At 32.2% G+C, this 21987-nt stretch carries 18 protein-coding genes and 1 pseudogene; 7 read left to right on the top strand and 12 right to left on the bottom strand.

Annotation, left to right across the window (positions count from 1 at the left end):
• Positions 1–225 precede the first annotated feature (225 nt).
• The 3 genes from ACW5YJ_RS00930 to ACW5YJ_RS00920 form a co-directional block, all read right to left on the bottom strand.
• On the bottom strand, positions 226–585 hold the full coding sequence (locus ACW5YJ_RS00930) for a DUF1304 domain-containing protein (protein WP_017723589.1): 360 nt from the start codon (positions 583–585) through the stop codon (positions 226–228).
• A 229-nt stretch (positions 586–814) separates the two neighbouring features.
• Positions 815–1240: a MaoC family dehydratase gene (locus ACW5YJ_RS00925; RefSeq protein ID WP_017723588.1), complete on the bottom strand. Its 426-nt coding sequence runs from the start codon at positions 1238–1240 to the stop codon at positions 815–817.
• A gap of 113 nt (positions 1241–1353) precedes the next feature.
• A complete protein-coding gene (locus ACW5YJ_RS00920; RefSeq protein WP_017723587.1) occupies positions 1354–1731 on the bottom strand; it encodes a winged helix-turn-helix transcriptional regulator in 378 nt (125 codons plus the stop codon).
• Positions 1732–1851: 120 nt separating this feature from the next.
• On the opposite strand from ACW5YJ_RS00920, the gene ACW5YJ_RS00915 reads away from it, so the two are divergent.
• Both ACW5YJ_RS00915 and ACW5YJ_RS00910 read left to right on the top strand, forming a co-directional pair.
• Complete coding sequence (locus ACW5YJ_RS00915) at positions 1852–3033, top strand: MFS transporter (RefSeq protein WP_017723586.1); 1182 nt, start codon at positions 1852–1854, stop codon at positions 3031–3033.
• Positions 3034–3210: 177 nt separating this feature from the next.
• Positions 3211–4407, top strand: a complete 1197-nt coding sequence (locus ACW5YJ_RS00910; RefSeq protein WP_457338332.1) for an amidohydrolase — start codon at positions 3211–3213, stop codon at positions 4405–4407.
• Between the two features lie 156 nt (positions 4408–4563).
• On the opposite strand, the gene ACW5YJ_RS00905 is transcribed toward ACW5YJ_RS00910, so the two are convergent.
• Positions 4564–5985: an MDR family MFS transporter gene (locus ACW5YJ_RS00905; protein WP_107551252.1), complete on the bottom strand. Its 1422-nt coding sequence runs from the start codon at positions 5983–5985 to the stop codon at positions 4564–4566.
• A 527-nt stretch (positions 5986–6512) separates the two neighbouring features.
• On the opposite strand from ACW5YJ_RS00905, the gene mbcS reads away from it, so the two are divergent.
• The gene (mbcS, locus tag ACW5YJ_RS00900) at positions 6513–8084 is read left to right on the top strand and encodes an acyl-CoA synthetase MbcS (protein WP_135092548.1); all 1572 of its coding nucleotides are present in this window, start codon (positions 6513–6515) and stop codon (positions 8082–8084) included.
• Between the two features lie 542 nt (positions 8085–8626).
• Here the strand turns inward: mbcS and ACW5YJ_RS00895 are convergent.
• The 3 genes from ACW5YJ_RS00895 to ACW5YJ_RS00885 form a co-directional block, all read right to left on the bottom strand.
• Entirely contained in the window at positions 8627–9238 is a 612-nt protein-coding gene (locus ACW5YJ_RS00895) for a YIP1 family protein (RefSeq protein ID WP_017723581.1), read from the bottom strand.
• Between the two features lie 483 nt (positions 9239–9721).
• Entirely contained in the window at positions 9722–11149 is a 1428-nt protein-coding gene (locus ACW5YJ_RS00890; protein WP_017723580.1) for an aldehyde dehydrogenase family protein, read from the bottom strand.
• 165 nt (positions 11150–11314) lie between these two features.
• Positions 11315–11899, bottom strand: a complete 585-nt coding sequence (locus tag ACW5YJ_RS00885) for a TetR/AcrR family transcriptional regulator (RefSeq protein ID WP_457338331.1) — start codon at positions 11897–11899, stop codon at positions 11315–11317.
• A 115-nt stretch (positions 11900–12014) separates the two neighbouring features.
• Here ACW5YJ_RS00885 and ACW5YJ_RS00880 point away from each other — a divergent pair, with 115 nt between their 5' ends.
• A complete protein-coding gene (locus tag ACW5YJ_RS00880; RefSeq protein ID WP_457338330.1) occupies positions 12015–13508 on the top strand; it encodes a CoA transferase in 1494 nt (497 codons plus the stop codon).
• 140 nt (positions 13509–13648) lie between these two features.
• Here the strand turns inward: ACW5YJ_RS00880 and ACW5YJ_RS00875 are convergent, their stop codons facing one another.
• The gene (locus tag ACW5YJ_RS00875) at positions 13649–15136 is read right to left on the bottom strand and encodes an MFS transporter (protein WP_119604061.1); all 1488 of its coding nucleotides are present in this window, start codon (positions 15134–15136) and stop codon (positions 13649–13651) included.
• Between the two features lie 96 nt (positions 15137–15232).
• Positions 15233–16054, bottom strand: a complete 822-nt coding sequence (locus tag ACW5YJ_RS00870; RefSeq protein WP_017723576.1) for a MerR family transcriptional regulator — start codon at positions 16052–16054, stop codon at positions 15233–15235.
• 107 nt (positions 16055–16161) lie between these two features.
• Here ACW5YJ_RS00870 and ACW5YJ_RS00865 point away from each other — a divergent pair.
• Positions 16162–16317 (top strand): annotated as a pseudogene (locus ACW5YJ_RS00865) (biotin synthase BioB); the annotation flags it as partial.
• A gap of 177 nt (positions 16318–16494) precedes the next feature.
• Here ACW5YJ_RS00865 and ACW5YJ_RS00860 read toward each other — a convergent pair.
• From ACW5YJ_RS00860 to ACW5YJ_RS00850, 3 genes are all read right to left on the bottom strand, one after another.
• Positions 16495–17925, bottom strand: coding sequence for a YfcC family protein (locus ACW5YJ_RS00860; protein ID WP_153672295.1), 1431 nt, complete (start codon positions 17923–17925; stop codon positions 16495–16497).
• A gap of 422 nt (positions 17926–18347) precedes the next feature.
• On the bottom strand, positions 18348–18614 hold the full coding sequence (locus tag ACW5YJ_RS00855) for a helix-turn-helix domain-containing protein (RefSeq protein ID WP_119604193.1): 267 nt from the start codon (positions 18612–18614) through the stop codon (positions 18348–18350).
• A gap of 93 nt (positions 18615–18707) precedes the next feature.
• Positions 18708–19265 (bottom strand): helix-turn-helix domain-containing protein, encoded by a 558-nt coding sequence (locus ACW5YJ_RS00850; protein ID WP_017723573.1) that lies wholly within the window; start codon positions 19263–19265, stop codon positions 18708–18710.
• 555 nt (positions 19266–19820) lie between these two features.
• On the opposite strand from ACW5YJ_RS00850, the gene ACW5YJ_RS00845 reads away from it, so the two are divergent.
• The gene (locus ACW5YJ_RS00845; protein WP_107552287.1) at positions 19821–20372 is read left to right on the top strand and encodes an NADPH-dependent FMN reductase; all 552 of its coding nucleotides are present in this window, start codon (positions 19821–19823) and stop codon (positions 20370–20372) included.
• Complete coding sequence (locus ACW5YJ_RS00840; RefSeq protein ID WP_017723570.1) at positions 20369–21985, top strand: BCCT family transporter; 1617 nt, start codon at positions 20369–20371, stop codon at positions 21983–21985. Before ACW5YJ_RS00845 ends, ACW5YJ_RS00840 begins: the two co-directional genes overlap by 4 nt.
• The last annotated feature ends 2 nt before the right edge of the window (positions 21986–21987 follow it).

The raw sequence follows: 21987 nt of genomic DNA, 5'->3' as shown, positions 1-21987 counted from the left end.
TAAAAGGCGAGTATATGACATCAACATTAATTATTGGTGTTATATTCTCGCCTTTATTTGTCTGCTAGTATATTTGAAGCAAGCTGAATTGAGAAGTTTCAAGAATTACGGTGCAAGTTTTTGTATTGTGTGAACCAATTTAACATATCTTGCTGTTGATTTCTGAATGTATTTTTTATTATTTTCATCGGCATGTTGTAATGATATGTTCATGGATCCTAGACATTAAAATAACAATGAAATTAAGGCCAGGATTGGTAAGCCACCTTGTTTTAATAAAATAGATTTTTGACTTGTTACGGCACCATATATCGCAACGATAATCATGTACACTAATATACAAGTAACTAACTCTTTAGCATTGTTTGAAAAGAACAAAGCATATAATAAGAATACGCCTAAAAGGCCATTGTAAACGCCTTGGTTTTTCATAAGTGTTTTTAAATTATCTTGTTGTAGAGCTTGTTTAGTCATTTTAAATAAATTGCTCGTTTTGTCAGAAGTTGTAGCAAAAGTCTGCAAGACCATGATATAGAAAAACTCTGCGGCAACTAATAAAACTAAAATAATTGATAGGATACTCATATAAATATCTCCTTTTGTAAATAATTAATTTTTACATCTTTATGATTATATAGAAATAGCAATGAAAAATAAATATAAATTATGATTAATTTTTATATGAACACTCATGAATGAATATGTAGTTTTTAATGGGTCCTGTATAGACATGAAGGCGCATCATTATTATTTAGCCATTTGGATATGTTACAGCTAAGTACACGATTAGTAAGATATTAATGACTCAACATCATTAACGTTTCATTAATGCTGTCAGTTCTCCTTCGAAAACTTTGTCTTCGTATTGATTAAATGTCGATAATAATACTGTGAGTAAACCTTGGTCGCGCTTCGTAGCTTGTTTTTTCAATACCTTTATTTTTGTGTAAAGTTCATCTTCAGGATATACGGGCTTGATAAATTTAATATGATTCATATGTGTGCCTGCGATTACATCTTCACCATACTTACCTGCTTCGATCCATAATTTGAATGAAATGGACAATGTGTGTATACCTGAAGCAATGATGCCATTGAATCTTCCATGTGTAGCCTTTTCTTTATCCAAATGCATATATTGTGGGTCGAATTCTTGGGCAAAGTTGATAATATCTTTCTCACTTATCTTATTAGGTGGCGTAGTAAATACATCATCTATTTCAAATTCATCAAGTTTCATAATTTTTAAATACTCCTCTACTGTAGTAATCCATCATTAATTAGTCCGAATGCTTAAGTACTATAATTTAGAAATTTGTTTATAGTTCTTAAAACTCGAGTTAAATCGTTTGATTAGGCATTTGGAATATTAATAAAGTCTTGTTGGTTCAATGTGACAGATTCACCTTGTTCATACATTTTTTCTACGTGAAATTCTCCCCAATAACATAAGGAAGATAAAATATTACTAAGTGTTTGACCATATTCAGAAAGTTCATATTCAACTTTCGGCGGAACTTGGTCATAAACGATACGATTGATAATGCCGTCTTTCTCTAATTCACGTAATTGCTGGGTTAACATTTTTTGAGTAATAGTTGGTATCGCCCGTTTTAATGCAGAAGTTCGCATTAAGCCATTATTTTGTAAGTGACATAGTATGACAGGTTTCCATTTACCACCAATGACGTCAATTGTAGCTTCAACGCCTATATTATATGTTTTACTCATATGATTTCCTCCTTATAGGTACTAAAAGGTACCTATATTACTTTAAAGTGCGTACTTCCTCTTCTTGCATGTGTGATATATAGTAACACAATCAATAAAATTAAGGAGAGAAAATGAACTATGAAGAAAAATAAATTTGCTATTTTAGCTTTAGCTATGTCAGCTTTTGCAATTGGTATGACGGAGTTTATTAGTGTTGGTTTATTACCGTTAATTAAAGATTCATTTAATACAACTATTTCTTTGGCTGGTTTAACTGTTTCATTATATGCAGTAGGTGTAACGATTGGTGCACCATTACTTACCCCATTAACTAATAGAATGAAACGCAAGCATTTGCTTATAGGTATTATGTTAATATTTATTATCGCAAATGGACTCGCTGCCTTTGCTACAACTTTGAGTATGTTGTTGGCTATGCGTATACTGTCTGCATTAATGCACGGAGTGTTTATGTCTATAGCGACTGCTATTGCCAGTGATTTAGTAACACCGGACAAACGTTCAAGCGCTATTGCAATGATGTTTACGGGGTTGACTGTTGCAACTATTACCGGTGTACCTCTAGGGACATGGATTGGCCAACAATTTGGATGGGAAGCTTCATTTATTACAATTGCGCTAATTGGTTTAATCAGTTTAATCGTTAACGTATTTACTGTTCCTAAAGATCTTAATGAATATGAACAAGCTTCAATGTTAGAACAATTAACTGTATTTAAAAATAAATCTTTAATGATGATTTATTTAATTACAGCATTAGGTTATGGCGGAACATTTGTCGTATATACTTATTTGACGACCATGCTTACAGATGTATTAAATTATAGTGATGACGCCGTTGTAGTTTTATTAGTTATCTATGGCGTAATGGTTGCAATCGGGAATACACTAGGAGGCAAATTAACAAATAATCAACCCACTAAAGTGCTTATAGGTATATTTTTGGTCCAAGCACTAGTCTTATTACTTGTAGGTATAACTGTTACGCATCACGTATTAGGTACATTAATTGTATTACTTATGGGTCTATTTGCTTTTATGAATGTACCAGGACTACAACTGGTTGTGGTACTTTTTGCTGAACGTAGAAACAAAGCGACGACGAATTTTGCATCAAGTTTAAATATTGCTTCATTTAATATTGGAATCACATTAGGATCTGTTATTGGTGGGTTTGTACTAAATCATTTTGGTATTACAATGACACCATATTTTGGCTTTGGAATGGTAATCATTGCTAGTGCTATGATGTATATCATTCATAAAAAAGAAACGACAGTAGAACTTAAAGTTTCTTAAGAAATTAAAGTGTGGAATGAGAATATGTTCGTTTTGGTAATTAATTTCACTAAATTCGATTGAAAATAACTAGAAATTTTATAAAATGTTATTTTATGTTTGAATTAATACTCTTTGGAATTTAAACTTATTAATGAGTAATATGTTTTAAAATTCAATCGAAAGAAGTGAATGTTCATGAATGTGAAAGAAAAATTATTTGAGAAGTTAGAACAGAAGGAAGCTGACATGATTCAGCATCGTCGTTATTTGCATCAGCACCCTGAGTTGTCCTTCCAAGAAAATGCTACAGCAGAGTATATCAAAGCTTTTTATAAGGATAAAGATGTAGTAGTCACACAACCGGTTTCTGAGAGTAATGCAATTATTGTAGAAATCAAAGGGCAACAACCTGGTAATACGATAGGTTTGCGTGCAGATTTTGATGCTTTACCTATACATGAAGAAGCGGACGTGCCTTTTAAATCAACAAATGAAGGTGTAATGCATGCTTGTGGTCATGATGCGCATACAGCTTATTTACTAGGTTTAGCGGATGCACTAATTGATATCAAAGATGAACTGCCAGGCACAATTAAAATTATTCATCAACATGCGGAAGAAATGCCTCCAGGTGGCGCACAGCAAATTATGGCATCAGGTGCGTTAAGTGATTTAGATGAAGTATATGGTATCCATGTTGTGCCAGTCGCTGGTCCAGAAGTAATTGGTTATAATACGGGAAATGCTTTTGCTGGAAGCTCAACGTTCACATTAACAATCAAAGGATTAGGTGGACATGCTGCAAGCCCGCATAAGACACACGATGCCTTAGTAGCGGGAACAAATTTTGTAAATACGCTCCAAACAATTGTGTCTAGACGTATTGATCCTTCAGAGATGGGTGTTATTACTGTTGGTTCTTTCGATGCACCAGGTGGCGCTAATGTCATTCAAGATAAAGTAACGATTAAAGGTACTGCACGTTATCTTAATGATGATTTAGAACAATTTATGTATGAAGAAATTGAGAAAGTCGCAAAAAGTGTCGCAGTAGGATTCGATATTACGTATGACTTAGATTATCAATTTGGTTATCCAGTCTTATACAACCATCCTAATCAAACACAAGCGGTAACTGACATTTTATCAACAAGTCAGGGAGACTATTTTAAACATTTAGTTGAAATTCCTGCAGTTTCAGGTTCAGAAGACTTTGCTTATTATTTAAAAGAAATACCAGGGACGTTTTTCATTGTAGGTTGTAAGCCAGAACATATGGAAGAACCTTATATGAATCATCATCCTAAGTTTGAAGTTAATGAAAATGCACTCTTGGTATCTGCAAAATCATTAGGTGAAATTGCGATTAATAGATTATCTGTTAAAGCTTAATAAAGTTAAGATGCCTAGCGTATGCTAATTAGTTTTGTTGATTATGTATTGAGTTGTAATCTACTATTTTGCAAAATAAAACACTTTCAAAAAGTTCAATGTGCAGTGAACTTTTCGAAAGTGTTATTTTTTATCCATGTTTTAAATTATTAGATTTTATAATGTTCTACGAGCTGGTTTACTATCGTCAGAAAGTTTAGCTGATAAGATCAACGCAACTACTGAAATACCAGTTGCAACCATAAATGTCACATTTACACCATGGATGATACCTTCGACGCCATTACTTGGATTAGCTGATACAGACATTAATGTGATAAATAATGCTGTACCAATGGCACCTGCCATTTGTCTGAAAGTATTGTTCATTGCAGTACCATGTGCAATGAGATGATTTGGTAATTGATTAATGGCTAACGTTGTCATAGGCATCATAACCATTGCGATAGAAATCATGCGTAAGGCGTTAGATATTGCTAGATAAGTAAAGGTAGTATGCGCTGTTAGTACAGTAAATGGTACGGACGACGCTACTAATACGAGTAACCCGATACGTGCTAACCAAGTTCCACCGAATTTATCGAATAAATAGCCTGTAAGTGGGTTCATGAGGCCCATGACTACTGCACCTGGTAGTAAGACAAGACCAGATTCTAGTGCAGAGAACTGTAACATATTTTGCATATATAGTGGCAATATAATGTTTGTAGCAATTAATACACCGAATACAAACATACTTAATACTGTACCTAATGTATAGACATTATAACTAAACACTCTAAATTCAAGCATAGGCTCTTTTAGTTTCAATTGACGACGAATAAATACAACCAATGAAACTATACCTACGATTAATGGTGCTATGAATTGTACGCTGCTCCAACCTGCTTCACCTACAGAACTGAAACTATATAATAGTCCACCAAATCCTAATGTAGATAAAATTACTGATGGTGTATCTAATTTTGGATGAGAAGTTTCGGTTACATTCTTCAATAGGAAAATTGACGCAATAATAATAATAACTGCGATAGGGAATACAACATAGAAAACACTTCTCCATGATAAATGTTCTACTAATACACCTGATAAGGTAGGACCTATAGCGGGCGCAAATGCAATTACGAGACCAAAGAGTCCCATTGCAGTACCACGTTTTTCTTTAGGAAAAGTTAAAAATAGAATTGTTTGCATCAATGGCATCATAATACCAGCGCCTGCTGCTTGTAAGACGCGTCCGATAAGTAACATTGAAAAGTCTGAGCCTACTGCACAGAGTAAGGTACCTGCAGCAAAAATGCTCATGGCAGTTAAGAATAATTGCCTCGATGTATATCTTTCGATTAAAAATGCTGTTACTGGAATCATTATCCCATTTATAAGCATAAATATAGACTGTAACCATTGTACAGTGCTTTCAGTTACTTGGAGATCTTTCATAATTGGCGGTAATGCTGTACCAAGTAACGTTTGGTTCAAGATCGTAATAAACGCCCCAGATAGTAGCACAATAAATAAGGGGATTCTTTTTTCAACATGGAAAGTATCATTTGAACTCAATCGTATCACTTCTTTCATTAAAAATTACACAGTTTTATATTATATCACTAAGAACAAGTTAAAGCTAAATGTTGAACTGTGAAAAATAAATTTCATCAATAAAACTTATGAAAATAGAAAATTATAGTAGAATATTTGGAAGTGAACATAAATATAATGCGCTGAAATAAGCATCGTTTTCGAGGTTACGACATATATTTGTGTTCTAACCTCGTTTTTCGATAACATTTTACAACTGTATGCTAGAAATACTACATGAGATATATCCTAAATGTCAAAGTTATTTAAGAAATAGCCATATTTTAAGAATCAAGTACTTCGCAAATCTGGTTAGGCTTTAAGTATATCTAGTAGCATATTATAATAGGAAGGTATTGATATTAATAAAGTCATAATTGTATCTTTTTAGATAAAGAAGGATTAGAATTATGGTGTTATTGAGTAATAGGGTTACTTTGTATTAACGAAAGTATGATCTATGGTTTGTGTTTGCATACATACGTAAATACGATAATTATAGATTTAGAATTAAAGGAGAGTTAATAATGAATAAAAAAGATTTAGTCGCTCCAGATACGTATAATATCGTTAGCGAAATCGAAAAATATACAGCTGATGAAAATAAAAAAGCTATTATTTTTGAAAATGCTGAGGGCGAAACACAGTCAATCACATATAATCAATTGGTAAAAAATGCTAACCAAGTCGGCAATATGTTTTTAAAACATGGCTTACAAAAAGGTGACAAAGTACTTGTAATGATGCCACGTTCTATTGAAACGTATGAAATTTATATAGCTGCTTTGAAATTGGGCATTGTAGTTATTCCAAGCTCTGAAATGTTACGTACAAAAGATTTACAATATAGAATTTCACATGGAGAGGTCAAAGCTATCGTAGTAACAGCTGATAGTATTGATGAATTTAAAGAAGTCAAAGAATACAACACATTAACGAAATTTATTGTTGGCGGAGAGTATGATGATTGGTATACGGTCGATTCAGAATCAGCCAAAGAAGCAGATCAATTACAAATTGTCGACACATCTAAAGATGATGTTGCCTTATTATCATACACATCTGGCACAACAGGTAATCCGAAGGCTGTGGTACATTCACATGGATGGGGTTATGCTCACATGCAAATGGCACCTAAACATTGGTTGAGTATCAAAGAAGACGATATTGCATGGGCTACTGCAGCGCCTGGTTGGCAAAAATGGGTATGGAGTCCATTTTTATCAATTATGGGGTCAGGAGCAACGGCATTTGTTTATAATGGTAAATTTAACGCTGAGAAATACTTAGAATTACTACAAAATTATAAAATTAATGTCCTTTGTTGTACGCCTACTGAATATCGTTTAATGGCAAAACTCCCTAATTTAACGGACTATAACTTAGAAAACTTGCATAGTGCAGTCTCTGCAGGCGAACCTTTAAATAGAGAAGTTGTAGAAAAATTCCAAACTAATTTTAATCTAACAGTTAGAGACGGTTATGGACAAACGGAGAGCACTTTGCTAATTGGTTTCTTGAAAGATACAGAAAGCCGTCCAGGATCTATGGGTAAAGCAATTCCTGGTAGTCATGTTACTGTCATTAATGATGATGGTGAACTAGCAGAAATAGGTGAAGTAGGTAATATAGCAGTGCCGTTAGACTTACCGGCATTATTTAAAGGTTATTATAAAGACCCTGAACGTACTGCTGAACCCAGAATAGGAGATTATTATATCACGGGTGATTTAGCCAAATTAGATGAGGATGGTTATTTCTGGTTTGAAGGACGTAAAGATGACATTATTATCAGTTCTGGGTATACAATTGGACCATTTGAAGTAGAAGACTCACTTACAAAACATGAATATGTAAAAGAATGTGCTGTAGTTGCTAGCCCACATGAAATTAGAGGTAATATCGTTAAAGCCTTTGTTATCTTGCAAGAGGGTATATCAGCAACGGATGCTACAGTCAAAACACTTCAAGATTATGTGAAACAAGACGTTGCACCATACAAATATCCACGTGCTATAGAGTTTGTAGAAGACTTACCTAAAACAAACTCAGGTAAGATTAGACGTATTGAATTAAGAGAAGCAGAAAAGAATAAATAATTCAGTCATTAAACAAAATCGCTTGTCACTTTTATTAAAGGTTTTGTAGTTAATAATATTACAAGTTTCTTTTTCTGGCGTCATCATGTAGAAAATATAAATTTGTAAAAGGAGATTTTTATTTGAGTATAAATAAAGATTTCAAAATTTATGAGATTATATTTATCATTATTGCAATTATTTTTATTGTCATTAATTGTTTAGGTCTTTTTGAAGTTATTTATTTTACAAATAATGCCTAGATTATCTTTCAAGCGATATTCTTAGTATCTATTGGTATAGCTTATATAAGAAAGTCTAAAGTGGCAGGAGTATTATTTATAATTGCTAGCATCTTATTTATTACAAGTATTTTATGATGATTTTAAAATTAAAATAATACCAAAAAGGAACTCGAGACGTTTATTTACGCCTCGGGTTCCTTTTTGTATAGGTACTATAGAGTTAGTAAGTCCGTATAGGACGCTAGTGTTAATTATTCATGCGTTACAGCTCAAATAACACTTGAAAATTTCTAATTTTAAAAGGTATTGATTCAATAATTATTGGAATGAAGCACCAATTAATGCAAAGCCTACTAAGATAATTAAATAGACAATTGACCATATAATTGCTGACTTTTTAGAAAAACGATTTGTAGCTAGGAGCATTACGCCAAATACATAAGCGCCTATAAGTGTTTGTAAGTTGAATGCACTAAGAAAGCTGTTGCCTTTATCAAAAATATTGAGACTTGTTATGACATAGTCCGTTGGTGACAAGCCTGCAATCCATTGAATTAAAATCACGATAAGTCCAATTACACTAGTGATAACTGTATAGCTTAATGTAGCTGAAAAAATAGATTTAGCACTAGCATCAGATTTCATGATTTTTGAAATTAATAGGAAAATAACAAATGTAATACCGATGCCGATGATGCCACCAACAATGCCACCAATGATTCCGGTGATTTGCCCTATAGCTTTCGTTTGTTCAAGCTCTTGTCCACTTAAACCAGTATCTTTAAACAATGTATCATAGTCAATTAAACTACTAGTAATTATGGTAGATAGTATCACAACGACAATAGCAATAAGTAGTTTTAATGTCCATTTAGGATTAGTTCTTAAATTTGAAAAATGTTGAGCTAACGGTAATTTAGATGTTTCCATATGTATATTGCCTCCTAAGTGTATCTTTTTAAAAAGCATAACACGTGCTACAATATATTAAAACAACTTAATAAAAATTAATCAAATACAAATAAAAATTTTAATTATGATGTAAATCAGTTTTTTGTTAACATTTTATTATTGGATTTTAATTGCTAATTTATGATATTTCGTATATTTATTATTGTGGGTAGTCTTTCAACATATTGAGTTAAAAAATACGAAGGGGTGCAAATTGATGTTATATTACTATAACACTAGATATATTGATTAATATAGTTGGTGGGATAGTAAAAGTGATTAAAAATATTGTGACTTAGTATGGTGCGAAAATAATTGTAATAGTATATATAATATAAGAACCCCAAAAGTTGAATTATAAGCTCAGCTTTTGGGGTTTATTACATTTAAATAGAAGTGTATTTAATTAGGGTTTCATTATTAATATTAATCAGTTGGTTATCGTACAGTTATTACTATTATTTATTGAAAAAAGCCAGAAATTGATTTAACTTCTAAGAATTCTTCAATACCATAGTCTCCCCATTCTCTACCGATACCAGATTGTTTATAACCACCAAATGGCATATCAGCGCTTCTTGGGTATTCATTAATTTCAATAACGCCTGCTTCAAATGCAGTAGCTACTTTTTGTAAAGTGTCCATATCTGAACCATACACATATGCAGCTAAACCATATTTTGTATCATTTGCGATTTTGATTGCTTCATCAACATCACTGTAAGTGATAATAGACATTACTGGTCCAAATATTTCTTCTTGAGCGATAGTCATATGATTATCTACGTTTGAGAAAATAGTTGGTTTAATGAAGTAGCCTGTTTCTAGTCCTTCAGGTTTACCCTCTCCACCTAATTCAATTGTTGCGCCTTCTTGTGCACCAATTTTAATAAATTCTTGGATTTGATTAAATTGTTTACTGTTAATGACTGGTCCCATCTGTACTGTTGCATCTTGTGGGTCGCCAACTTTGATTGCACTCATTTTTTCTTTTACTTTTTCAATAAATTCATCTTTGATTGATTCTGGAACAAGTGTTCTTGAGCCGGCAATACAAACTTGTCCTGAATTGCCAACTACTTTATGGACTGCTGCATCTGCAGCTTTGTCTAAATCAGCATCTTCTAAGATGACATAAGGTGATTTACCACCTAATTCAAGTGATACTTTTTTGAAATCTTTACTAGCTTTTTCCATGATTTTACTACCAGTATTACCAGAACCAGTGAAAGATACCATTCTAATCTTTTCATTTTCAGAGATTGGATTACCTACACCAAGGCCATCGCCATTTACTAAGTTGAAGACGCCTTTTGGCACGCCTACTTTGTCAAAAATTTCTGCTAAGATAATTGCAGCAAATGGTGTTTCTTCTGATGGTTTTAAGACTACACTGCTACCTGCTGCAAATGCACCTGCTAATTTCAAGGCAGTTTGATTTGTAGGGAAGTTCCAAGGTGTAATTAACCCTGCTACACCGATTGCTTCTTTTATAACGATATTGTTGCCTCTACGCTCTCTAAAATTAAAGTTATCTAAAGCATCTCTTGCTGCTTTAAAATGTGATAATCCCATTTCATAGTGGACATTTTCAGATGCTGTAACTGGTGTACCAAGTTCTAAAGTCATCGCTTTGATTAGATCTTCTTTACGATTTTCATATTCTTTAACGATATCGTTAAGTAAGTTTTGACGGTATTCTACTGAAGTATTACGGAATTCTAAATAAACGCTATCTGCAGCGTTAACCGCATCTTCAACGTCTTGAGCATTACCTTTAGCAATTTTACCAAAAGCTTCTTCTGTTGCTGGATTAATAACATCCATTGTTTCGTTGCTGTGACTCTCTACCCATTCACCGTTGATATATTGTTTTGTTTGATTGAACATATTTACACTCCTCTTAGTCTTTTATATTCATAGTCCAGTTCTTGTGAAGTGAATTTCAAACTGACATTAGGTGATAATACTACCGTTTTAATCGGGTTTCAATATTTTTGCTTAAATACTTAGAAAATATTTTACCGTTATTATTATTTGAAATTTCAATAAATTTTATTTTTCTAAAACACTTATTGGACCATTTGAATTTATAAAAATCATGCTATGTGTTAAATCAATAGGTGACATTTCAAAATCAGAAAGTACCCACTCATAGATGATGCCAGTATAAGCTGAAGCGATATAAGTACATAAGAATTGATCATCAATTTCTAAATTGTGGTTATTAACAATAGTATTGCTTAAAAAGTTAATATAGTTTTCTTTAAAATAGTTATACATGTCTAAATTGAATCTAGTGTCATTCAGTATTAAAGTTTTGAATAAATAACGATGATGAATAATATAATGAAAAACTTGGTTTGCTAAGTACAATTGAGCATCTAAAATATTTTGATGCTTATTAAAGAAGACATAAGGATTACCAAATAATTCGTTGAGCGTTTGTGTTTTAATGTTGTTGTATAACATATCAATATTTTTATAGTATTTATAGAATGTGGCACGTGTGATATTAGCGTCGTGGCATATATCAGATACTGTAATATCAGTTAAATCGCGTTTTTCTAGTAATAACAACGCCGAAGCTGTAATGCTTTTTTTGGTTTTATTTCGTTTATTTGTATAAATAAAAAACACTCCTTAAAAATAAACAATTATAAATAAAGTGTATATTTTTGAACTTTCGCTTACTTTAATGAGTATAACGAAATAACTATAATGAAATAAAGCTATTGAGAAAGAAGGAAAAGAAATGCTAAATGAAGATTTAAAAACAGTGTTGCTACACAATTATCGGCATCGTATAAATAAAGACGATGATTTTGATATTAATTCTGAGTTAGAGAAATTGTTGAATGATATTGGCTATTCAACTGCGGATGCTGGTGGGGAAGTTACATTCTATGGTAAGGATCCAATACAACCTAGTACACTAAGAATTGCTTCATTAGCAGGTATAGGCTTAGCCGCCAAATCCGTTGCACTTGCTTCCTTATGGCAAAACAGGGGAGGTAATGGACAGGATATTTATGTAGATATAAGAAAGGCATTGAAACGTTTATCTCCTTTTTATGAAAGAAAATGGGAAACATTAAATGGCTTTCCTGCTAAACAGCAATATTTTCCAAATAATCCAACACGGTTTAGTTTTTATCAAACAAAAGATAATCGATGGGTGATGCCATTAAATCCTTATCCAAGTTCACATAGACATACGCTTGAACTCATCAAAGCATTACCAAACAAACAGTCTGTCGCTCATGCGATTAAACAGTGGGACGCCAAAGATTTGGAAGAAGCTGCTGCAGAAAAAGGTGTCGTCATGCCTATGATAAGAACATTGCCTGAATTTATGCAAGAAGAACAGTTTGAATATATCGCTAAAGAACCACTTGTTACGATAGAGAAAATTGGTGAGTCAGAACCCGAGAGTTTCAGTGAAAACCCTCAACAACCATTGGATGGCATCCGTGCGTTAGGCATGGGACATGTAATTGCTGGGGCTGGTTTAGGAAGAGGCTTAGCTTTACATGGTGCAGACGTGTTAAATGTTTGGAGACCTTCTGAGCTAGAAGAGGAAACGTTATTATTAACTTCACATATCGGCATGAGATCAACCTATTTAGATATCGATCATTCAACTGAACATCAACAAAAATTTAATGACCTATTAAAATCAGCAGATATCTTTTTCATGAATAAAAGATATGGTTTCATGCAAGAGAGACATTTAACACCTCATGAACTTGCCGAAAAAAGACCTGGAATTATTCATTGTTCTGTTAATTGTTATGGTGATCAAGGGCCTTGGTCAGATAGAAATGGATTCGATCAAACTGCAGGAAGCGCTACGGGTGTTATGGCATTAGAGGGTACAGTAGAGCAACCTAAGTTACCACCAATCGTGGTTGTGAATGATTATGTCATATCATGGTTGTTAGAAACTGGAGCAATTAAAGCGTTAGAAAGAAGAGCAAAAGAAGGCGGCAGTTATAGAGTTCAGGTTAATTTGAGTCGCGTTTCACTCTATTTAATGTCATTAGGTATTTTTGAAAAAGCATATGTAAATGATGTTTTTAATACGACAGATATGCATGCAATTGTCGCTCCTGATCAATTTGAATCTGAGACACCACTCGGACATTATATCGGCGTGACTGACCAAGTTACAATGTCAGAAACACCTGGTCATTACAATACTACGTTAATTCCTAGAGGATCTAGTAAACCAGAGTGGTTATCGTAAGATTTAAAGTATAGATAATTTCTATGCGGATTGTAGTTAGTTTGATAACTAGGATTGTGTTTAACAATGATATAAGAACAAGAATAAAGCAGATGAAGTGTTCATAGGTTGAACGTTTCATCTGTTTTTTATACTCTTATTTATTCAGACAGTCGCTTATGTTTTAAATCCATCCATATTAATAAGATGATGGTGAATGCTAATGACAAAATACTTATAATAATAATGAGTGAAAAGGCATTGTCATATGCTGCTTTGCCAGCCTCGATAAGTTCTTTGCTAACAGATAAAGGAAGTTGTTCTGCTTGAATCAATGTCTCATCTAAACTGCCTTTTGCCTTAGATAAATCAACAGAATTACTATTAAAATTAAAGAATAAACTGTAAAAAACAGAGAATAATCCACCTAAAATAGCGATGCCTAATGATCCACCAAATTCAAATGACACTTCTTCAATGGAAGCGGCCATACCTGAATTCTTATCATCAGCATTTGACATAATAGCGTTAGATGCTAGCGTCATTGCTCCCCCTAAACCAAGACCAATTATGATTAAAGTAACAATTTGTATGGCTAAATGTGCATGTAAAACCCAATAAAATGCTGATATGCCAATAAAGGCCAGTAGTAATGTTACCCATTGTAGTTTTAATGTACCAAATTTAGTTAAAATGATACCAATTAAAATTGCCCCTACCAGTGAAGCTAAGGCCATCATCATTATTGTTAACCCAGCATTTAATGGTGTTAAGCCTAAAACAAGTTGTAGTCTTTGAGAAAGAATATATTCAAATCCCATCAATATAAATGAAGTTGTAATAGCAACGATAGTACCGCCTGTAAAGTATGGATTTTTAAAGATTGCTAAATTGATTAATGGAAATTTTAATCTGTTTTGTCTTCTAATGAACATAATTATAGCGATGAACCCAATAGCGAAAGCACCGAATAATACTACAAAATTATTTTCTGGTTTAGCTAATTCTTTGATTGCAAATACCACTGTAATCAGTCCTACCATGATTTGGAATGAGCTTATAAAATCCCATGTACCATCTTTATTTGTAGGATATTGAGGTATTAAAATATAAGAAATAATTATGACGATAATCACAACAGGTATATTGATAATAAATACAGATGGCCATGAAAATTTCTCTAATAATAGGCCGCCTATTACAGGACCTAAGCCCGCACCAGCTGCGGTAATTGCCGACCAAATACCAAGTGCTAATGCACGTTCTTGGTAATCTTTGAACGTTAATTTTATAATGGATAGTGTTGAAGGCATCATTGTAGCAGCGCCTATAGCTAATAACACTCTAGCCAATATTAATATAGTTGGTGTCGTGGCACTTGCTGCTAGTAATGAAGCGCCACCAAAAATAGCCAAACCAAGTAAAAACATTTTCTTATAGCCTACATAATCTCCCAATGTACCAAGACCAGGCAGTAACCCCGCAACTACTAAAGCATAGGCATTAACAATCCATAATTTTTGTGTAGCAGTCGCTTCTAAATCATGTGTTAGCAATGGTAGAGCAGTATATAAAACTGTCATATCAATGACGATTAAAAATAATGCACTAGAGACTAAACATAAGATTGTCCACTTTTTAATATTCATAACAGTCACCTACTTTCCATATATAAAAATATAAACTATATGGTAACCATATAGTCAAGAATGGTTTTGTAAGTTTTTATAAAAAAATAGAAGATGTTAAATTTTTTCGACTGCTATAGAAATTTTTGTGACGTATTTATCGGGGCCATTAGTACTGATTTCATCAACAACATATTCTTCAAAGCTGTCACCAATCATTTTAAATCGATTGCTTATTAAATAATCTTTAATTTTTTTATGTGTTTTGTATAACGTTTCATCAGGACCTTCATGGTAGGCAATAATGTATTGTCCTTCCTCCCTAGTAAAATGTGGTTCTTCTATATTTTGTTTTACTTGAATATAAAAATTTGAGAACTCAGTATATTTATCGTTTTGAATATTATTTTTATCAATGATTGCACCAATAGGATAACCAGAGTCTAGATGATTATGCTTTATAAAATTAATAAAAGACATGAGTTTATGCGATGAAGATTTAAGTGTTACGTCGCCGATAGTATCACTTAACAAATAATATTGTTTTGGTAACGTTATAATATCTATAGTAGAAAAGTCGGCTTTGTAAGACTCATATAAATAACTCTTTTTATTTTGTATGGTTAGTTTTTGTTGTTTTAATTGTTGGATTTTCAAATCTATTTCTTTTTCTTTGTCAGTTAATAAATTAATTGTTTTAGGTAGTGATCGGATATCTAAAAATTCCTTTATTTCAGTAAGCGATAAACCAAGACCCTTCAATATATCAATCACACTAAATATTTCTAATTGTTTTAAAGTGTAAAATCGATAGCCTTTGTCATTTCTGTACTGAGGCTTTAAAATACCAATTTCATCATAATGGAAAAGTGTTTGCTTTTTTACACTACATAATTCAGCGAATTCTCCCGTCGTAAATAAAGTTTCAGCTAAACTCATGGTTACCTCCTGTGTGATAATAATATGTAAATTACTATAATTATCATTCAGCAATAAAAAACATTCAAATATTTAGTGGGAAAAATTGGTTTATTACCTTAGTAAATAAAGAGGTTAATTTACGCTCGCTACAACTACTAGCTTTAAAAGCTACAAATTCAATATTCGTGGGAGATTATCTTGTTACAGGTGGTCAGCCGAATAAATTAAATTATAAAATGATAGAAGATTTAGGCTTTAAAATTGATTTTGGTAACCATTGATTACCAATAAAGTAGCACATAGTATAAAAATTTTTAATGCAGTTTGATTTAACTCATACAATAATAAGGGGAACAAGAGAAACTAGTAATAAGTTTATCTTTTGTTCCCTCAAAATTAAACATTGTCACAAAAAGACATATAGATTGTTAAGATCTTACTATCTTATAAAAAAATCTTTAAGACCATCCACTAAGTTGTGCAATAATCAATGTAATGATAGAAATAACTGCCCATATTATAAAGAGTGGGAAGAAGAAGCGGATCCATTTAGTATAAGAAACGCCACCTATGGCCAATGCTGCCATAAAGTAACCACTCGTAGGATAAAATATGTGTGTGAAGCCATCGCCAAGTTGGAATGCCAAGACAGCAGTTTGTCTAGTAACACCTAACATATCAGCTAAAGGAGCCATAATTGGCATTGTAACCAATGCTTGCCCACTACCAGAAGATATTATGAAGTTAATAAGCACTTGTACTGCATACATGCCAATGACTGCAATGGTTGGAGTAGTACCATCAATAACTGAACCAAGTCCATGAACGATGGTGTCCATAATCTTGCCGTCTTCAAGAACTACAGCAATGGAACGTGCAAGGCCAACGATAATTGCACCCATGAGTACATCCTTAAAGCCATCATTGAATGCTTCGCAAATAGTTTGTGTTGATAGGCCTGAAACGAATCCAACGATGACGCCCATGAATATAAATAAACCGGCCATTTCTACCATGAACCATCCTTGGGTAGTGACGCCGTATACCAGGATAATAAAGAAGACAAAGATAACAGCGATCCCCCATTTTTGTCTTGTTGTAGCTTTAGTTGGAGCATGTTCTGTAATGTGCTGATATAGCTCTCTTTTTTCTGAATCATCCTCATATACGGGGCTTAAAGTAGGTTGTTTATGAACTTTTTTAGCATAACGCATAATGAAAACAATTGTGACTGCTAACACTACGATAAATAAGATAATCCTTAAACCAATACCTGAAAATACAGGGATTCCAGAAAGCTTTTGTGCTAATCCCGTATTAATAGGGTTAAGAACACCTACTGTAAAGCCGACAACTGTTCCACAAAGAGCAATCGCTGTGGCAGTTATAGAATCATATCCTAAAGCGATGACGAGTGGAATGATGACAGGAATATAAACAAGCGATAATTCTGCTGTACCAATTAAAGTAGCTACAATAGCAAATACTGTAGTTAACACCGGAATAATAAATATACTTTTATAAATAAAACGACGTGTTAAGTTATCAACAGCAATTTCGATGATACCCGTTCTTCTAAGTACCATGAACATGCCACCAATAATTAATGTAAAGAATACGATTTCCCCAGCTTCAATAAGTCCTCTAGGAATAATCGATATAAAGTCGACTATGCCTACTGGTGCAGAAGTAATGTAGTGAAATGAATCAGCATCCACCATTTCTCTACCTTCAGGACCCTTAATTCTCTTGAATTCACCTGATGGAACAATATAAGTAGCAAGCGTAGCGATTACACCAAAAATAAATAAAATGACATAAATGTGTGGCATTTTAAATTTTTTCTTAGGTTTTAGCGCATGATTGCGTTCTTTATTGAAGTAACTCAAATAACCTCCTCCTTATATAAATGCTAAATAAATTAAATTTACCATAAAATAATTAAAAATAATTTGTTAAATTCTGAAAATTTAGAAATATTTTTGTTGATTTTTACATTTTAATATACATATGAAATATTAATTTACAAAGATAAATAAAAAATAAATGATTATTTATTTTTTATAGCATATAAATACCTGAATTTTTTATTCAATAATTGCTAATTTAACAGTTAATTATAGTGAATTATATGTATAGTAAAATTAATTTGAACAAGCAAAAGTGATATAGAACTTTTATTATTTGAAAAGTATTTGATCTAGAAATAATTAAAAGACCCTTTATTAATAAAGAGTCTTTTAAAATAACTTCTGAGAAACTTCGATTAAGTTAAGTATATGAAACTGTTTAATAATCATAATTTTAATATTTAAAAAGAATAGCCTCTATCTATTGCAAGATTTCTTTTGGCATTATATATAACTTGTTCTAATTCAACATCATATAAATCACATAATTGCATGTAAATAGGTAGTGGCAGATTTGAATTTTTTCCTCTTTCAATTTCTAGGAGGTCGCTAATACTAATATCTAAGACGAGAGCAATATCATGTTTTTTAAAATTTTTATTTTTTCTCAAGTTCATTAATTCATGACAAACGTACTTTTGGATTGTTTTAGCTTCTATTTTATTCATACAAGCACCTCCTACTAAATTGAATTTATTTAATATTATAACGAATAAATTTTTTTGTAAAATATTAAAATCATAATCTTTAAATTTAATTATTTAATAGGTAGGTGGATATACTACCCAGATTACTTTCAAAGTTTTATCGCTATTGTTTTTCCAAGCATGAGGAGATTGACTGCAAAAAGATATAGAATCATTTTCGTTCAGTATATAAATATTATTATTAATTTCAATTTCCATTGTTCCTTGTAATATGGTAACAGTTTCTTCAATACTATTATGAGATAATAAGTCACCACTATTTCCGCCAGGCTTTATTTCACTATAAATTACTTCATAAGGAGCGTTCTCTCTGGTTATCATATAATCTGTAGATTTCTCATCAGGGTAAGAAAGTTTTTTAGCTTCTCCTTTTTTTACAATATAAGGAGTATTCTGAACATCTTCATTCTCGTTTAATAGCATTGTTAAATTTATTGATAGTGCGTCTGTTATTTTTTTTAATGTAGAAATAGAAGCTGAAGTAAAACCTCTTTCAAATTGACTGATAAAGCTGGGTGTAAAACCAGTATCTTTCGCAAGTTTATTAATAGTTATATTTTTTCCTTTTCTAATATTTCTAAGTTTTTGACCTATTTTTATATCAGTATCCATTGTAATTTTCTCCTTTTTATAATTGACAAATAAAAGCAAAACTATTAACCTGTACTTAATTAAGTGTCACTTAATTATTGGGATTTGCTTATTTTAATTATAACAAATCGTTTACGGGCCTGTTTAAAAATTTTTAACACTAAATGGAAGCGCTTTCTTATAAGGGGGAGATTATTAAATAAGAGTAATTTATGGCAACTTATAAATTCAGAATATTTAGTTTATTTTGTTGGAGATGTCAAAGTTATTTTTATTAGCGAAAAGGTGGGGATAAAATTGTCTTGGTATAACCAAATAATTCATAATACAGATCTTGAATTTTCAAGCTATTGCAAGAATATGTATAAAGTTAACCGTGGTATATATAACACCATAGATTCGTGGTTTTATAATCAAGGGGTTAAAAATATTCTTCATAGAAGAAAAAAAATTATAGATTTTCTGAATTATTTACAAAGCAACAATACATTGTCTTTTGGAAAAGGTGGATTAACGCACAAATTAAATGAATTCAATAATTCTTCAGGAATATGAATTTATTAAGGGGGAATATTCATGAAATTATTAGGCATTTCAGGTACTATTATAGGTTCGAAAACGGAAGTTGCAGTAAAGAAGGCTATAGAATATATGAATGAGGATGTCACTACAGAGTTTATAAATTTGAAGGATTATGATTTAGAATTTTGTGATGGTAGACCTATTTCAGAATATAACAATGACACACAAGAATTAATAGGAAAAATTTGTGTTGCAGATGCATATATTTTCGGTACGCCCATTTTTCAAGGTTCTTTTACTGGTGTATTAAAAAATCTATTTGACTTAATACCACCGAAGGCAATGAAACGTAAAATTATAGGGTTTATAGCTACTGGTGGAACGTTTCAACATTATCTTGTTGTTGAGAATCAGTTGAAACCAATAGCAGGATATTTTAGAGCTTATATTGCACCTGGAAATGTTTACTTAAATGATTCTCATTTTAATTCCGATAAAGAAATTATAGATGCAGACGTAATATATAGATTGAAAGAACTATCAATAGAAATGGGATTTATGCAAAAACAACTAGCGCATACGGAGCACACTGAGGTAGCAAAATGAAAAAGGAAGGGTGGAAAAGTAAAATAGATTGGCCGGTATTTAGTTTTAGTGGAGGAGTATTAGTGTTGTTTGTTGTAATGTCCTCACTATTTACCAAAGCTACATCGAAGTTTGTTGAAAAGGGGTTTCAAATTTCAATTACTTATTTTGGTGCATTTTGGCAAATTTTATTACTCGCTACTTTTGCAGTAGGGCTATTTTTAATTTTTTCAAAATATGGACGTGTACGTCTAGGTAATACTTCTAAACCTGAAATGGGTTTTTTTAAATGGGCAGCTATTGTCATAACAGCAGGATTAGGTGCGGGAGCTATATTTTGGGCAGCTGCTGAACCTATGTACTATTTCATTGACGTTCCACCAACTATGGGCTCTAATATTGAGAACAAAAGTACTGAAGCAATACCAGCGTCAATGGCACAAAGCTTTACATCATGGGGGTTTACAGCTTGGGCAGTATATGGAGCCGTAAGTGGCATTATTATAATGTACGCGCACTATAATAAAGGGATGAAAATACGCCCTAGAACATTATTATACCCAATATTTGGTAAGAAAATTGAATATAATTCTACAGGCTCGTTGATAGATGTACTTTGTATTCTAGGAGCTGTAGCTGGAACAATTGGAACAATTGGTTTTTTTGGTTTTCAATTTAGTTATTGGATGCATAGTATTTTTGGAGTCCCTGATAATATAATTACCCAAATTTTATCTGTAGTAGGGTTAATAATAGTAGTAACTATATCTGCAGTAACTGGTATTGATAAAGGTATTCAATTTCTTAGCAAATTGAATATTTGGTTAGCTATAGGAATTGCATTGTTTATTTTATTAGTTGGGCCAGGAAAATTTATAATAGACACATTTATCTCTTCTTATGGTATTTACATCACTCAATTTATAGATATAAGTACTTTTAGAGGAGACGATAAATGGGCTGGCTCATGGATGCTTTTCTTTTTTGGGTGGTTTATAGGTTACGGTCCTTTAATGGCTATGTTAGTGGCTCGCGTTTCAAAAGGGAGAACTATTAGGGAGATTTTTATACTTGTTTCCATTGTTGCAGGTGTAGTTTCTCATTTATGGTTTACTATTTTAGGAGGAAGTGGTCTTTTCTATGAAACCAAAAATCCGGGCGAAGTTAGCAATCCTCTATCAGAAAATGGTTTGCCTGCAGCAGTGATTTCAATAGCTACAAATTTACCTATGGGGGCTATTCTTGTCGTTGTGTTACTTATTTTAACGTTGATTTTTGTTATTACTACTGCGGATACAATGTCATATTCAATATCTATGTCAGTAACAGGTGAAGGAGATCCGCCTAAAATTGTTAGAGTGTTTTGGGTAGTTGTTATGGGAGTTATTTCTATAATTCTTATAAATATAGGTGAAGGAAGTATAAATGCGATACAATCATTTATTATTATAACAGCAGTTCCTATTTCAATTATTATGTTACCTGCTGTTTGGACAGCGCCTAAAATTGCACATAAATTAGCAATAGAGCAACAATTAATTGAAGGAACTAATAAAGAAAAAAATTTAAAATTTATAACTCGTAAATCAACAATGACGCTAAATTATAATCAAAATTTTAAAAATAAGGAGTGACT

It is taken from the genome of Staphylococcus sp. mip270_02 (assembly GCF_054031535.1).
The sequence above is the reverse complement of the archived record's forward strand: the minus strand, read 5'-3'. Positions and strand labels throughout refer to the sequence as shown.